Origin of the sequence: Methylovulum miyakonense HT12 (assembly GCF_000384075.1) — a bacterium.
GTDB classification, from domain to species: domain Bacteria; phylum Pseudomonadota; class Gammaproteobacteria; order Methylococcales; family Methylomonadaceae; genus Methylovulum; species Methylovulum miyakonense.
This window is the reverse complement of the sequence record NZ_KB913025.1, coordinates 4,245,211-4,256,434: the sequence shown is the minus strand read 5'-3', so window position 1 is coordinate 4,256,434 and position 11,224 is coordinate 4,245,211. Positions and strand designations below refer to the sequence as shown.

13 protein-coding genes are annotated in these 11,224 nt (G+C 53.4%); 9 read left to right on the top strand and 4 right to left on the bottom strand.

All coding sequences use genetic code 11. The features are described from left to right. Positions 1 to 56: 56 nt before the first annotated feature. Positions 57 to 596 (bottom strand): hypothetical protein, encoded by a 540-nt coding sequence (locus METMI_RS0120985; protein WP_019868265.1) that lies wholly within the window; start codon positions 594 to 596, stop codon positions 57 to 59. Between the two features lie 823 nt (positions 597 to 1,419). Here METMI_RS0120985 and METMI_RS0120980 point away from each other — a divergent pair. Continuing rightward, positions 1,420 to 2,388, top strand: coding sequence for an IS1595 family transposase (locus METMI_RS0120980; RefSeq protein WP_019868264.1), 969 nt, complete (start codon positions 1,420 to 1,422; stop codon positions 2,386 to 2,388). A gap of 159 nt (positions 2,389 to 2,547) precedes the next feature. Continuing rightward, complete coding sequence (locus tag METMI_RS0120975; protein ID WP_019868263.1) at positions 2,548 to 3,519, top strand: IS1595 family transposase; 972 nt, start codon at positions 2,548 to 2,550, stop codon at positions 3,517 to 3,519. Between the two features lie 72 nt (positions 3,520 to 3,591). Here the strand turns inward: METMI_RS0120975 and METMI_RS0120970 are convergent, their stop codons facing one another. Next, the gene (locus METMI_RS0120970; RefSeq protein WP_019868262.1) at positions 3,592 to 4,716 is read right to left on the bottom strand and encodes an ISAs1 family transposase; all 1,125 of its coding nucleotides are present in this window, start codon (positions 4,714 to 4,716) and stop codon (positions 3,592 to 3,594) included. 2 nt (positions 4,717 to 4,718) lie between these two features. On the opposite strand from METMI_RS0120970, the gene METMI_RS27255 reads away from it, so the two are divergent. The 4 genes from METMI_RS27255 to METMI_RS0120950 are packed head-to-tail and all read left to right on the top strand — an operon-like array spanning position 4,719 to position 7,933. Then, positions 4,719 to 5,420, top strand: a complete 702-nt coding sequence (locus tag METMI_RS27255) for a hypothetical protein (protein WP_156829932.1) — start codon at positions 4,719 to 4,721, stop codon at positions 5,418 to 5,420. Between the two features lie 30 nt (positions 5,421 to 5,450). Further along, a complete protein-coding gene (locus METMI_RS0120960) occupies positions 5,451 to 5,717 on the top strand; it encodes a hypothetical protein (RefSeq protein ID WP_019868260.1) in 267 nt (88 codons plus the stop codon). Between the two features lie 30 nt (positions 5,718 to 5,747). Further along, the gene (locus tag METMI_RS0120955) at positions 5,748 to 6,455 is read left to right on the top strand and encodes a response regulator transcription factor (protein WP_019868259.1); all 708 of its coding nucleotides are present in this window, start codon (positions 5,748 to 5,750) and stop codon (positions 6,453 to 6,455) included. After that, positions 6,455 to 7,933 carry a HAMP domain-containing sensor histidine kinase gene (locus METMI_RS0120950; RefSeq protein ID WP_019868258.1) on the top strand — a complete coding sequence of 493 codons (1,479 nt, stop codon included), beginning with the start codon at positions 6,455 to 6,457 and terminating at the stop codon, positions 7,931 to 7,933. Before METMI_RS0120955 ends, METMI_RS0120950 begins: the two co-directional genes overlap by 1 nt. 80 nt (positions 7,934 to 8,013) lie before the next feature. Here the strand turns inward: METMI_RS0120950 and METMI_RS0120945 are convergent, their stop codons facing one another. Then, positions 8,014 to 8,574 (bottom strand): TetR/AcrR family transcriptional regulator, encoded by a 561-nt coding sequence (locus METMI_RS0120945; protein WP_019868257.1) that lies wholly within the window; start codon positions 8,572 to 8,574, stop codon positions 8,014 to 8,016. Positions 8,575 to 8,749: 175 nt separating this feature from the next. Here METMI_RS0120945 and METMI_RS0120940 point away from each other — a divergent pair, with 175 nt between their 5' ends. After that, positions 8,750 to 9,286, top strand: a complete 537-nt coding sequence (locus METMI_RS0120940) for a carboxymuconolactone decarboxylase family protein (protein WP_019868256.1) — start codon at positions 8,750 to 8,752, stop codon at positions 9,284 to 9,286. Positions 9,287 to 9,311: 25 nt separating this feature from the next. On the opposite strand, the gene METMI_RS0120935 is transcribed toward METMI_RS0120940, so the two are convergent. Further along, positions 9,312 to 9,491 carry a hypothetical protein gene (locus METMI_RS0120935; protein ID WP_019868255.1) on the bottom strand — a complete coding sequence of 60 codons (180 nt, stop codon included), beginning with the start codon at positions 9,489 to 9,491 and terminating at the stop codon, positions 9,312 to 9,314. Here METMI_RS0120935 and METMI_RS0120930 point away from each other — a divergent pair. Together METMI_RS0120930 and METMI_RS24890 are read left to right on the top strand one after the other, a co-directional pair. Next, on the top strand, positions 9,480 to 10,529 hold the full coding sequence (locus METMI_RS0120930; RefSeq protein ID WP_019868254.1) for a methyltransferase domain-containing protein: 1,050 nt from the start codon (positions 9,480 to 9,482) through the stop codon (positions 10,527 to 10,529). The two genes, METMI_RS0120935 and METMI_RS0120930, sit on opposite strands and share 12 nt — an antisense overlap. Next, positions 10,529 to 11,224 carry a TIGR04282 family arsenosugar biosynthesis glycosyltransferase gene (locus tag METMI_RS24890; RefSeq protein WP_019868253.1) on the top strand — a complete coding sequence of 232 codons (696 nt, stop codon included), beginning with the start codon at positions 10,529 to 10,531 and terminating at the stop codon, positions 11,222 to 11,224. The genes METMI_RS0120930 and METMI_RS24890 overlap by 1 nt, the downstream gene beginning before the upstream one ends.

Here is an 11,224-nt window from a genome sequence, read left to right as displayed (position 1 = left end):
ATAGTGAGGGGAATGGGGTAGCAAGATGATTTGCTACCCCTTTTGCGTGAGAGGTATTAGTTTGTTACGCAATCAAACGAAGTGCTAAAAGTAGTGTCTTGGCTGCCAGCACCACACACGAATTTTTCAACAAAATACTTGGTTGAATGGCCTTGTTTTTTGATTTCACCAACCACGATGTAGCCATAAGCCCCCGCAGTAGGGTAGTTGAAGGTTTTGGTGTAACCAGGTGAGCCTTCAATATCAATTTGGTTAAGTCCGGTCAACAAAGGGAAAAATTGAATGATCGGGGCATTAAAGTTTTCTGTAGCCAATTTGATCGGTAACGCGGTAATTTCAACTTTGTCACCTGCGGCTTTGTCCAAATATTCAGCCGTATCAAAATCACCCGGTACACTATTGCGCCACGCAAAGAAGTCAATACCATTCGGTTGACCAGCAATCGCTGGCTCGACATGTGAGCCTACGCCGATGAAATAATTGTTACCCAAGCCTCTAAGTTCATGCGCTTGTGCGGGTAAAGCAAGAGCCGCTAACGAAACAATGGCAGCAATCAAAGGTAATTTTTTAATAGTAAAGGTGCTCATTTTTGACATGGTTATTTCCAATAAAAATTATGTTGTGCGGATTGAATAAAGAGGTTAGTCAACCAATGCTTCCTTATCCAAACCAATTAACAAGAAACCGTATGAATTCTTGTGCTTGAAACCAAAGTCGCCGGTTTCAATAGCTATGCTGCATATCACATGCCAATTATTAGCGATGGGGTAATTTATTAAAGTAATTATTCAAGCTATTGTTATTATTGTGCTTTGATTTATGTTTCAGGGTATTGGATCAGCCTATAACGAAATTTCTAGCAAAGGCTTTAACTTTAATAGCTAAAAGAACCGTAGCTTTAACAAGGGCTTTTCTTAAAAATACACCCCAAAATAGGTGATATAACCTACTCCAGTTTCTAAAACGTTCCCCTAAGTCCTTCACGGTCAGGCACTACCTAATGAATGTGTGATATGGCCTAAATAACTGCGTGATATGGCATTAATTGAAGGGCTACAGAAAATTGAATGGAAGCGCATAGATACATAAGACCGGATAACCCTTGGATTCCGCTGAAAGGGTGGCAATTGAGACGCGTGGTCGCTTTCTTAGCGGATTGAAGCCTACAGCATAAGTACATGAGCAAAAGTTCTAGGGCTACGGCTGCCCGTCCTTAAAGGGGAGGGCAGTCGTTTTGTGCCGGAAAACTTATTCGTCATTGCTTATCGTTGGCTTAATGATCGTTGATGTGTTTTTGGAGATTTAGGAGGAATTATTGCGCCAATAGCTTAAATTTAGGCTATGTCACCGTTAATTATGGAATCACCCCCCCCAAAGCCCTGTCTGATCAGTTAACTGCCATTTGACGAGGACAAGCCCATGATTGCCGAAGACTTTAAGGAATTGCTGTCAAGCCTGTGCGGGCTTAGCCACCATCAGCGAAACGTGGCCAAGGCCGCACTTGACCGTCAAACCGACCTGCCCGAAGTCATAGAAGTGGTTGAAACCCGCTTTGAGCTGAAACCGGCTTGTCCGCATTGCGCGGGTATCCTGCTGTCGAGGTACGGCTTCGCCAGCGGCCTGCAGCGCTACCGTTGCCAAAGCTGCCGGAAAACCTTCAACGCCCTGACGGGATCGCCCTTGGCGCGGTTGCGCCATAAGCCCAAATGGCCGGGTTACTTGGCGGCGTTGGCGGAGTCGAAAACGGTGCGCGAGTCCGCCGCCGAGGCGGGCGTCCACCGTAACACCAGTTTCCGGTGGCGGCACTGGTTCCTGGACGGTATCAGCCTGGACTACCCCGGTGCGCTCGAAGGCATCACCGAAGCGGATGAAACCTATCTCCTGGAATCGGACAAGGGCAAGCGGAACTTAAGCCGCCAGCCCAGGAAACGTGGGGGCAGCGCCCAGAAGCGCGGCATCTCCGACGAACAGGTCTGCATCTTGGTGGCGCGTGACCGCTCCGGCCACACCCTGGATTTCGTCACCGGCAACGGCCAGCTGGCCAGGACGCGTTTGTCGGAAGCCCTCAAGCGGCTGCTGGCCACGGACGCGCTGCTGGTCAGTGACGGCAACCCCACCTACAGCGCGTTCTGCCGGACGGAAGGCATCAGCCACGAAGCCGTCAACCTTAGCCAACACCAGCGGGTCAAAGGGGCTTACCACATACAGAACGTCAATGCCTACCACAGCCGCTTCAAGCTGTGGCTAGACCGCTTTCATGGTGTCGCCACCGACTATTTGCCGCACTATCTCGGCTGGCGGCGGGTCTTTGAGCAGCACCATAACCCAACACCCCAATGGCTGCTCAATGCCGCCTTGGGGAATTTTCAACAATCAACGGTGACATAGCCTAAATTTATGGCTATGTCACCGTTGATTGTGGAAGCCTTAAATGACGCGGCTTTCAGCGAAAGCCGCAATCCGCATTAAATAAGGCTATGTTTGCGTTAATAGTTGAATCTGAACTTTTGTACTCACCCTGGTCTCATTGGGACAGGGGGTGGAACAATGAAGACAAAAGCCTATTGCGAGTGGTTGGAAGGGGTGGGCCGCCTCACCCGAAAGCAACGGACAGCCGTGCTCGTCCAGCTGAATGCGGCGGAATCCCGTGAAGCCATCGTCAGTGAATTGGAGAGCGGACACCTGCGCCCGTGCCCGCATTGCCAGAGCGGGCGACTGGGCCGCTGGGGCAGGCAATCGGGGTTACAGCGGTTCCGCTGCCGGGACTGCGGAAAATGTTTTAATGCTTTAACGGGCACCCCGCTTGCGCGGTTGCGGCATAAAGAGCGCTGGTTCGATTATAGCCAAGCCTTGATTGAAGGGCTCACCGTCCGTAAAGCCGCCGAGCGTTGTGGCGTGGCTAAAACCACGAGCTTTCGCTGGCGGCACCGTTTTCTCACCGAGGTGGCCGGGCTGAAGGCGACTGGCTTGACCGGCATTGTCGAAGCGGACGAAACCTATTTTCCGTTGTCATTCAAAGGCTCACGACAGTTACCAAGGCCGCCGCACCGCCGTGGCCATGCGGCCCATCAACGCGGGACGGGGGACGGTCAAGTGCCGGTATTGGTGCTACGTGACCGTCATGGTACCACCACCGACTTCAAACTGACGGCGGCCACGCAAGCCGAAGAGGCCGCCATTATTGGCCGCGTCGTCGCAGCGGACGCCGTGCTATGCACCGATGGCGGCGCAAGTCTCAAAGGCGCGGCGCGTCAGGCGGGTATTGCGCATCGTGCATTGAACCTATCGGCGGGGATTCGTGTGCTGGCCGGGGTTTACCACATCCAAAATGTCAATGCGTATGACAGCCGCCTCAAAACTTGGATGCGGCGGTTCCATGGGGTCGCCACCAAATACCTTGATAACTATCTGGGCTGGCGGCGCGGACTGGAGCGATGGGGCGAACAAATCACCCCCGGCGTCATCCTGCAAGCCGCTGTGGGGCGTTGCGTACCTTTCCAACTATTAACGCAAACATAGCCTTAAATAAGGCTTTGCGCCGAACATAAAATTTTTTCAACAACTAACGGTGACATAGCCAGGGCAATCGCGCTATTCAACGCCTTTCCCGAAGATCAGTTCTGCCCGGTAGCGGTCACTCAAACAAGCCCGGAGCTTACGTTTGCGTAGGCTGTCTTTAGTGGGCGCAGTATTGTTCAATAAATTCAGCGCCGCCCGCCTGACCAAAGCCAAGTTTTCCGGCGCATGGTTTGTCCTCGTCCGGTTTCGGTCTTCGCCAAACTGTACGTCCAGCACCCAATGCTGCCTGTTTTCAATAAGCCAGTGCTGCCGTACGGCTTGGGCGAAACGTTCCAGTCCGCCGAAAGAACACAAATAATAGCGGGATTCCACCGAGGTTTTGTCCCCGGCGATCTGGGTAGATTCGACCCTGCCGACCGCCGTCAAGCCTTTCCATTCCGGCTTTTGTTCGAGCCAGGCGATCTGGCTGCTTAATGAGTAACGGCGGATTTCGATGCGTCCGTGGTCTTTCTCCACGGTTTCGTGGACGGGCAACCGCCCTGCCGCCACTTCCGTCTCCAGCCACAGACTGACATCGTCGCACAAGTCTTTGTGGTTGTCCTTCAGGGCCAGGACATAATCCGCTTTGGCATCGACAATGAGTCCGGCAATGGCTTTTTGGCAGCCCATCGCACTTGTGCCCCAGAGGGTATCAATCGACACCACCGCGCCTTCAATGTCCAGCATCGACAACAGGTCGGGGATGGCGGTAATCTCGTTAGTTTTCTCCCCCACCGCCTGCTGCGCCAGCACCCAACGCGCCTTTGCCGCATAGGCGCTCAGCAAATGCACGGCCCTGTCGCCAGCACGGCTGCCGCGTAGCGTCTTGCCGTCCAGGCAGATTTGTTCGCCCGACAGGCTGGGCAAGGCGGCCTGGGCCCAACGCATGAACGCTTCCCGAAACACATCGGGGTCGATCCGGCCCAACACATCGCTTAAGNTGTCATGGGAGGGTATGCCATTGGTCAATACCAGGAAGCCACGCAACCAACTCTCTTTTTCCTTGGCAAATTCCTCCATCCCCACCCAGTCTTCTATGCCACTGAGCACCGCGCACAGCACTATCATTAGGATGTCGCTTAACCGGTGCAGTTTGTTTTTTGTCTCGCGGCGGGGGTCTTTAATTTCTTGGAAATACGGCTGTGGATTGGGCAGCATCCTTGTTCTCTCTGCAAATCGCCTATTTTATTACCCTTGTTACGTCAAGGGATAGAGGTAGCGCGATTGCCCTGGCAAGTTTCCCTCCCAATTTGCTGTTTTATCTCTACAAGCTCTCCCATTTTGTCGCCGGTAGCCTAAGCGCATTTCAGGCCACCGCAACAACGGCAATCTGCCTATTCAAATCCCGCCATCCCAATCAACAATGCCAGTGTGCATGGGGTAGGCATCCAAGTGACGGCTGGCGATGCTTTCAGCCCGGAACGGTCAAAAATTATTGGGCTTACCACTGCCCCTACGACCTCGCCATAATGGAAATGCGTACGGATTGGCTTGGGTTGTTGCCGGCCACGTTATCAGAACGTAAACAACAAATAGATCATTACAAAGCGTTGGCCCAGGCCGCGGCGGAAAGCGGGCTGGTGTCGGTAACCCATTATAAGGCCGGAAAGACGGGCCAGGGTTATGACCTTGGAGTGGTGCCCATTTTAACGTTTCATTGGTCTTCCGAAATGGCGCGCTTAGCCGGGCTGATATTAGCGGAGGCCGCCATGTCGCAAATGAATGAGCTTAAGCAATGGTTGTCGGCGATAGAAGCGGGCGCCAAGCCAGACTGCCGTGAATGCTTCCCGCCCAATATTTACCTTGTCCAACACGGGGACGCGGATATGCAGATGGTGGTTTGGCCTACGGTAGGAGAATAAGAACTAAGGTACGAGTTTAAGGAGGAAGGGATGAAGCTCACGCAGGAATTGATCGCTGGCTTCAGTCCGTACCGGACATCCCATCCCAACCGCTTCAGGCTGTTCGAGCTGAAAGAGCGGCGATTGGTGTTGTTTGCTTTGATATTGTCAGTCGTCTATTTGACCCAAAAAGTGGGTGATTTGGCTTATGCTAACGCACCAAAATTGCCATTACCTATCCTAAATGGTAGAAAAATCACAAAACTATCACAAAAGCATCCCCAAAAAGTGAATTGCCAAGCTTGTGCTTGCTGGTGATAATGCCGGAAACTTTACCTTGGCCTTACTATGAAACGACTGCTGATTATTGAAGATGACCCGGATATTGGCGATATGCTCGACATTAACTTGCGTGATGAAGGTTTTTTAGTCGAGCTGGCTATCGACGGTTTAAGCGGCCTGCATAAACTGAAATCGCAACACTATGATTTGCTGGTGCTGGATTTGATGCTGCCCGGTTTGGATGGCTTGGAAATTTGCCGGCAAGTCCGGCTGATGCCCCATTATCTGCCGATTATCATGATTAGCGCGAAATCCCAAGAAAACCAGCGGGTGTTGGGCTTGGAGCTGGGCGCGGACGATTATTTGGGCAAGCCGTTTTCGGTGTCGGAATTGGCGGCTCGCATCCGCGCTTTGTTCCGGCGCATTAATGCCCTGGAACATAGTCTACATGTCAAAACCGGGGTGCTGAGCTACCAAGATTTGCTGATTGATCCGCTCAAGCACGAAGTTAAATTGGCCGGGCAAGCCGTGACCTTGACCGCCAAGGAATTTGAATTGTTGTTGTTTTTTGCCCGCCATCCGGGCAAGGCTTTCACGCGTTTGGCCTTGCTTGACCAAGTCTGGGGCTACCAGCATGACGGCTATGAGCATACGGTCAACTCCCACATCAACCGCTTGCGTGGCAAAATCGAGCGCAACGCCGCCAAACCACAATTCATCCAAACTGTTTGGGGCGTGGGTTACAAATTTGCCGACGGCGGGGATGCCGTTTAATGAAATTGAAATCCCTGTACAGCCGCATCGCCTTGACTTTTGCCGTATTGATCCTGTTATTTGGCGGCTTGTGCGGTGCTTTGGATTTTTTTGCCGCCAAACGCCACCAGCAAGAAATCGTGCAAAGGCTCAGCCAAGACCTCGCCAAGCACATCGCCGACCATTGGCCCTTAGTGAAGGCCAATAATCTGGACACCGCCGCCATCGGCGAGCTGTTCCACATGCTGATGGTGGTCAACCCCAGCATTGAGGTGTATTTGTTGGATAAAGACGGCGTGATTAAGGCGCATCAAGCCCCACCCGGACGGGTGCAACTGACGCAAGTTCGGCTAGAACCCATCCGGGCTTTTTTGGCACACCAGCCCTTGCCCCTGTCCGGCGACAATCCGCGTATCCCAGAACAGCCCAGTGTGTTCAGTGCGACGGCCTTGCAGCAAGACGGCATCCCGGTGGGTTTTTTGTACATCATCCTGACGGGCGACGCTTACCAGCAACAAGCGGATCAGGTTTGGCAAGGCCATGTTTTCCAGAGCGCGATATGGGTAGGGATGGGTGCTTTGCTGTTGACCCTGTTGGTGGGCTTGGGTGTGTTTGCGGCGATTACCCGGCGTTTGGATGCGTTGACTTGCACCGTGGCGGCGTTTGAGGAGGCGGATTTTGTCGGCGGCTTGCACGTCTGCCCAAAAATCACCGCCAGCGGCGACGAGATCGGCGTTTTGTCGCGCACCTTCGAGCGCATGGCGGAGCGCATCGGCAACCAGATGCAGCTGATCAAACACCAAGACGAGCTGCGCCGTGAAATGATCGCCGATGTTTCCCATGACTTGCGGACACCGCTTACGTCGCTGCAAGGCTATTTGGAAACCGTGTTGCGCAAGGCCGATGATTTGCCGTTGGCAGAACGGCAACGCTATTTGTCGGTGGCGGTGCGGCAAAGCCGCAGGGTCAACTTATTGGCGGGCGAATTGTTTGAACTCGCCAAGCTGGAATGCGAAGCCACCTCTCCTAATTGCGAGACTTTTTTTATCCAGGAATTGGCGCAAGACGTTCTGCAAAAATTCCAGCTCGCCGCCGAAACCAAAGCGGTGAACATTAGCGTAGTTTGGCCGGAAGAACTGACGCCGGTGTTTGCCGACATCGCCATGATCGAACGGGTGTTGACCAACTTGCTGGATAACGCGCTGCGCCACACGCCCGCCAATGGCAGCATTACGGTAACCGTCAAACCCGGCCCCGACACCGTCAGCCTCCGCATTGCCGACACCGGCGAAGGCATCAGCCCGCAACAACTGGCAGGGCTATTTGACCGCCATTCGCCGTTACGGCAAAACGCCAGCAAAAAACACGGTGGCGGCGGTTTGGGCTTGCTGATCTGCAAACGCATTGTGCAATTGCATGGCAGCGGCATCACGGCGGACAGCCAATTGGGGCGAGGTACGGCATTCAGTTTTAGTTTGCCGACCCGAATGCCGGATTAAGCTATTTACAACCTTTTGTAATGAGCCCATTCGTGGCGGGAAATTGCCGAGGGCTGTCCTGGCAGCAGCGGCAATCCCACCTAATCCATCAGTGCCGCCGCCATCGCCGTCACGTCAATCGGGCATGCGCCTTTCATTACTTGGGCAATCGCCGCCATCCCTTCCAGCAGCACAAACAGCTTGTAAGCCAAGGCTTCGCCGTTAACGGTATCAATGGCGTACGCCAATTCCCGTAATACGCCCAGCTCCCATTCCTTAAAGCGTAGGCACGCTTGTTCAATACCTTGATCTTTGCCTGCGTACTCGCCCATTGCATTCACCGCCAAGCAGCCGTGGAAATTGACATCGCCGAACCAGCTTTTTGCATTCTCGAACATTGCCAGGATATTTTCCCGCGCCGAACGGTTTTGCCTATCCAACAACGTTTCAATGTGTTGTTGGTATTGGGCTTGGTAATGCGCCAAGACTGCAACCACCAAATCATTTTTACCGGGGAAGTATTGGTATAAGGTACGCTTGGAAATGCCAGCCTCGCGCATGATTAGGTCTACGCCGGTGGCGTAAAAACCGTTGTTTTTGAATAGCCGGAAGGCGGTTTCGACAATCAGTTGGCGTTTCGGGCGGTGTTTTTCAGGGGGCATGGCGGGCGGTTGTCTTAAGAAATTAAAACGATAGCATAGTAACAAGGCGAGGTTCAAGTAAAAAGTAAACCTATCAGTTTACAAAATGCTTGACGAAGTAAACCGATTTGTTTACTCTTATTACAGGTAAACAAATCGGTTTACTTTTTAACCAAAACACTTAAGGAGCTAAGTTATGCAACGTATTAATCCTGTTACCCAGCCTGAAGGCAAAGCTAAAGAATTGCTGGACAAAGTCCGGCACATGATGGGCGCCACGCCCAATCTTTTCACCACGTTTGCCCATGCCCCCGCTGCGTTGGAAGCGTATTTAGGCATGATAACCGCGCTGGGCAATGGTACGCTGGATGCCAAATTGCGGGAGCAATTGGCCGTCACTGTAGCTGGCTACAACGGCTGCAATTATTGCGCGTCGGCGCATGTCTTTTTGGGTGGCAAGGCGGGCGTAGGGCGCGATGAACTGGTCGCCAACAGCAAAGGCCAATCCGCGGACAGAAAAACCCAATCAGCCTTGACTTTTGCCCGCGCCTTGCTGGAAAAACGCGGCAATGTCTCCGACGACAGCTTCGCAGCAGTGCGTGCGGAGGGCTTTAGCGACCAGGAAATCATCGAAATTTTGGCGCATGTGGCCATGAATACCTTCACCAATTTTTTCAACAACGCGGCAAAAACCGAGATTGATTTTCCGTTTTTTGATATTAATGCCGCTTAAAACGTCATGAGGCAGAACCAATAGGTTATGCCGCAAACTGGGGAGGCGTGTGCAACGCCTCCTTTACTTGTAAGCCATCAGCACGGCAAATCACAAGCATTTGAAGGTTTTGTGATGGATTTGTGATAATTTCCGGCGACAATAAAGTTTCGTCCGCCCCTTTATCCGTTCCGCCACTTTTCAAAGACTTTTTATGACCGAACATAACCCTACCGAAGCCATTCAGTCCTACTACGGACAAACCTTGCAATCCAGCGAGGACTTAAAAACCAGTGCCTGTTGCACCTTAACGGCCATGCCTAAGCATTTGCAGGTCTTGTTGGCGGATGTGCATCCTGAAGTCAGCGAGCGGTTTTATGGTTGCGGCTCCCCGCTGCCACCCGCATTAACAGGGTGTACGGTGCTGGATTTAGGTTGCGGCTCAGGACGCGATTGTTATGTGTTGTCACGCTTGGTCGGCGAGCAAGGCCGCGTGATCGGCGTGGACATGACCGCCGGGCAATTGGTGGTCGCCACTGCCCATCTTGATTGGCACCAACAGCGTTACGGCTATGCCCAGGGCAATGTCGAATTCCGTTTAGGCCATATTGAAGATTTGGCGGCCTTAGGAATTGCCGACAATTCCATCGACGTTGTGGTGTCCAATTGTGTCATTAACCTGTCTGCGGACAAACCCAAGGTGCTGGCGGAGATATTCCGGGTGCTGAAACCGGGCGGCGAGCTGTATTTCTCCGATGTCTATGCCGACCGCCGCATCCCGGACGCGCTCAGGCATGATCCGGTGCTGCTCGGCGAATGCCTGGCAGGGGCGTGGTATTGGGAAGATTTCCGGCGCATGATGCAGGCCTTGGGCTGCCCTGATATGCGGGTGGTCAGCGCCACGCCAATCACTTTGGATGATGACGAGGTGGCTGACAAAATCGGCATGGTGAACTTCCGTTCAGTGACAGTTAGGGCATTCAAGCTGCCCTTGGAAGACCGTTGTGAAGATTTTGGACAAATCGCTGTTTATCATGGCGCGATACCCAACCATATCCACGCTTTTGCGTTGGACGACCACCACTTGTTTGAAACCGGCAAGCCGTTACGGGTGTGCGGCAACACCGCCGACATGCTGGCCTTAAGCCGATACTCCCCGTATTTCACGCTCATCGGCAACAAAACCACCCACTTTGGCCTGTTTGATTGCTCACCGCCCAATCTATCTGGTTTGCCATCTAACACCGTGGCGGCTTGTTGCTGATGGCAAACGCCATGACCGCCGTGGCGATATTCGTCAAAACCCCCGGTTTGTCGCCGGTCAAAACCCGTTTGGCGGCAACCGTGGGCAAACAGGCAGCGGAGGCATTCCATTTGCAGGCCGCGCATACCGTCGCCGCCACGCTCAGCCAACTGTCACCCGCCGCGCAAGGCTATTTTGCCGTCGCCGAAACCGAAGCCTTAAACCATCCGCATTGGCAAGCCTTGCCGTGCATCCCGCAAGGCGCGTGCGGTTTGGGCGAGCGTTTGGCGCGGGTTTACCAGCATTTGCGGCAACGCCACGCCAGCGTCATGTTTGTGGGTGCGGACAGCCCGCAAATGACCTTGGCAACTTTGTCGGCAGGGCTGGCGTGGCTGGCTGGCAGCAGCCAACCACGCTTGGTATACGGCCCCTGTACGGATGGCGGTTTTTGGCTGGTTGGCGGCAACTGCGCCATTGATGAACGGATTTGGACAGACGTAAGCTACAGCCGCGCCGACACGGGAAGCCAGTTGCTTAAGCGCATCAACCACTTGGGCGAAATAAAACACTTGCCGCTGCTGGGCGATGTTGACGAAGCCACCGATCTGCCTGGCTTGCAACAAGCTTTGCGGGAACTGCCAGAAGCCTCGCCCGAACAACGCCAATTGCTGGATTTTTTGGCAAGCTTGCCTTTTCCTTCACCGCAATCTTGGTAA